This window comes from Moorena sp. SIO2C4, assembly GCF_010672485.1.
In the GTDB taxonomy this organism is placed as follows: Bacteria; Cyanobacteriota; Cyanobacteriia; order Cyanobacteriales; family Coleofasciculaceae; genus Moorena; species Moorena producens.
This window is the reverse complement of sequence record NZ_JAAHGN010000963.1, coordinates 1-2949: the sequence shown is the minus strand read 5'-3', so window position 1 is coordinate 2949 and position 2949 is coordinate 1. Positions and strand designations below refer to the sequence as shown.

Here is a 2949-nt window from a genome sequence, read left to right as displayed (position 1 = left end):
CCCCCAAGACCGCACTGGCTCCCCAAGACCGCGCTGCATCGCTTGAGAGTTTTATTCCCCCCAAAATTGGGGGGCTAGGGGGGCGGATTATACCCATAAATCTGCCTTGCCAGACATATTTCTGTTCCCGATTCCCGACTCCCGATTCCCGACTCCCGACTCCCTCTAAATTCTAAATTCTAAATTCTTAATTCTTAATTCTCTAATTTGTGAATACTCCCGCTCACGCCATCGTCAATCTCCTGATTTTAGGAAAAAAAAGAAAGCCCGAAAATAATTTCCCAATTGTGTTCGGTGCGATATTACCAGATTTACCAATGGTAATTTTTTACATATATGAAAAATTAATCAGAGGAATTCCTGAAAACGTAATCTGGTCTGAATCTTATTATAACCCAAGCTGGCAAGTATTTTTTGATATTTTCAATTCTTTTCCACTAATCCTATTAGGTGGCTTGTTAGCTTACTATTTTGGTCAAACGTTTCTGATTGCTATGTTTGCTAGCATGGCTCTTCATGGGTTAGGAGATTTTCCTTTCCATGCTGACGATGCCCATCGTCACTTTTTTCCATTGTCAAATTGGCGTTTTGAAAGCCCTGTGTCTTATTGGGATTCTCGTCATTATGGTCATATTTTTGCTCCTATAGAAGTGTTGGCTGTAATAGTGGGATGCTTTGTATTGTGGAGACGCCATACTTCGAGAAAGGCTCGGATTATTATTGCGATTGTACTTGGTGTTTATTTTATTTATGGAGTCTATGCTGTGTTAGTTTGGGGTTAGTATTTAAGCTATCAGCTATTTGTTATCAGCTATCAGCTAATGCGCTACGCGCACGCTACGCGAACAGCTATCAGTTATCAGCAACGCCAAGCTTAATGCTTATTACTACGAATTGAGACCATTTACTTAGCGACAGTTCAACAGGCTATCTCTTTTCAAGGTTGTCGTTATACCATCATCAAAAGCTACTTAGGCTCAGGGGGCACATAGCTGTCATATGCCTCCAAATTATGATTTCAGATGTTTAAAAGTCGCGGAAATTTAAAGTTTTGCCACAACAAATTTAGAAACGGGTTTCTGCTGGTTGGCGTAATAACAAGGAAGCTGTCATAAGTGCAAAATGACATCAACCCCTTACTGTGAATAGCTTTCATCTTCTAGATCTCCATCGGGATCCCCCAAAGTAAAAGTTCTTATTTCTAACAGTGTCAGAACTTTATTCATAAATTCGACTAGAATTTATCTCCGGGTAGCATCAAATTTAACCAAAAAATCGATAAGTTCCAGTTCCAAAAGTAAAATCAGAACTTTTTTGGGCTTGAGTTGGCACTTATGACAGCTATCTTGTCACTACGCCTGGTTGCGATGTTGCAAAACATAGTGCATAAGAAAATAACTTATGCACTATGTTTTGCATCAGCATTATAAGGTATTGATAACTATAGACTTACCAAAAATTTATCAGTCTTGTGTGATGAATGAGAAAAATCTGGCGGCTCATGGCAGCTATGTGCTCCCTGAGCCTATTTAATGAAAGTCACAAGACTTGTCTCGCTAAGCTTAAGAGATTGTGAGACTGAACTCGCGTGAACACTGTCAGAATAGGGCATACCTCAGCCTCACGTCAGGTTTCCCCCGAATTTGTGTCGGAATAGGGTTGGTTTTCGATTAATCTGACAGTTTTATCGAAGGGTCATAGAACCTATTCTGACAGTTCTACTCACCTTCGTTACCTCAACATCCTGACTTTGGGCAATTAATACACGGTTAGCTGCCTTGAAAAAGTCAGAAATATTGGCTATAATTCTGACAAAATATATTTCGTGAACTTTATATTCATAGCTTTCGTAAGATGCAGGGTATAGCAAAAAAAATCCTGAACAGAGTTCGTGGTCATGGTCGCGGTGGTTGGGTCTGCACACCCAAAGATTTTGTAGATCTCGGCAGTCGTGATGCTGTAGATAAAGCGCTATCTCGTCTGGTGAAACAAGGATTTTTGCGCCGCGTTGGTCGCGGTTTATATGACTATCCACGCACCAGCAATATCTTGAAGCGTCCTGCCCCACCCAACATTGATGCCGTTGTGGAAGCTCTGGCACGTCGGGATGGTATATCAATCATGCCAGATGGCATTGTTGCAGCCCACCAGCTAGGTCTGACCAATGCCGTTCCCGCCCAGAACAGCTACATAACGAATGGTTCGAGCCGAACTTTACAAGTTGGTGGGCGTACCATCAAACTACGTCATGTCTCTCAACGGTTAATGGCATGGGCTAACCGTCCTGGTGCGCCTGTGGTTAGGGCCTTATATTGGCTGGGCGAAAATATCGCTGCTGATAAAGATGTGGTTAATACCCTACACAATCGGTTGTCTTCAGACATCAAACAAGATCTCGCAGAAGGTATTAAGCTGTTACCAACGTGGATGACACCCGTTGTACGTCAAGTTAGTAAGGGTGAAGGTGTCTCCTAGTGAATCCAGCATTTGAAGAATTTCTCAATTTACCAGCACAAGACCGTAACGATGTTTTTGAGTCAACAGCGGATTCCCTCAATACCTTGTCTACCTATATAGAAAAGGATTTTTGGGTGTGCCTGGTGCTGGATATCCTTTATAATGGCTTACCCCAGGAACACCCCAGACTATTGTTTAAAGGCGGCACTTCCCTTTCCAAGGTTTATCAACTCATTAGTAGATTTTCCGAGGATGTAGATCTGGTGGTATTCAGGAGCGATCTGGGTTTTGCCGGGGATAACGATCCCTCTGCTCTTGGAATCTCTAGCAAGCGGCGAAAAAAACTAGCGTCCGAACTAAAACAAGCTGCTTCAACGTATATCTGTGGCAAGCTTAAAGATGACTTATCACAAGTTGCTGGGGTAATTTCGCCTGAGAGTCGCATTGTACTCGATGAAGACGATCCAGATAATTCAACCCTGCTGTTTCAGA

4 protein-coding genes are annotated in these 2949 nt (G+C 42.4%); all 4 read left to right on the top strand.

The window, feature by feature from the left end; translation table 11 throughout:
- Nucleotides 1-209: 209 nt before the first annotated feature.
- The gene (locus F6K20_RS32120; protein ID WP_287255413.1) at nucleotides 210-782 is read left to right on the top strand and encodes a hypothetical protein; all 573 of its coding nucleotides are present in this window, start codon (nucleotides 210-212) and stop codon (nucleotides 780-782) included.
- A 619-nt stretch (nucleotides 783-1401) separates the two neighbouring features.
- On the top strand, nucleotides 1402-1533 hold the full coding sequence (locus F6K20_RS32115) for a hypothetical protein (protein ID WP_287255415.1): 132 nt from the start codon (nucleotides 1402-1404) through the stop codon (nucleotides 1531-1533).
- 321 nt (nucleotides 1534-1854) lie between these two features.
- Nucleotides 1855-2475 (top strand): DUF6088 family protein, encoded by a 621-nt coding sequence (locus F6K20_RS32110; protein ID WP_071102291.1) that lies wholly within the window; start codon nucleotides 1855-1857, stop codon nucleotides 2473-2475.
- Nucleotides 2475-2949, top strand: a 475-nt coding sequence (locus F6K20_RS32105) for a nucleotidyl transferase AbiEii/AbiGii toxin family protein (protein ID WP_287297468.1), incomplete at its 3' end; no start/stop codon positions are given. The genes F6K20_RS32110 and F6K20_RS32105, both read left to right, overlap by 1 nt.

Excerpts from the sequence above, each read along its gene's own strand:
- F6K20_RS32115 (WP_287255415.1), top strand. The coding sequence starts at position 1,402 with ATGCACTATGTTTTGCATCAGCATTATAAGGTATTGATAACTATAGAC.
- F6K20_RS32110 (WP_071102291.1), top strand. The coding sequence starts at position 1,855 with ATGCAGGGTATAGCAAAAAAAATCCTGAACAGAGTTCGTGGTCATGGT.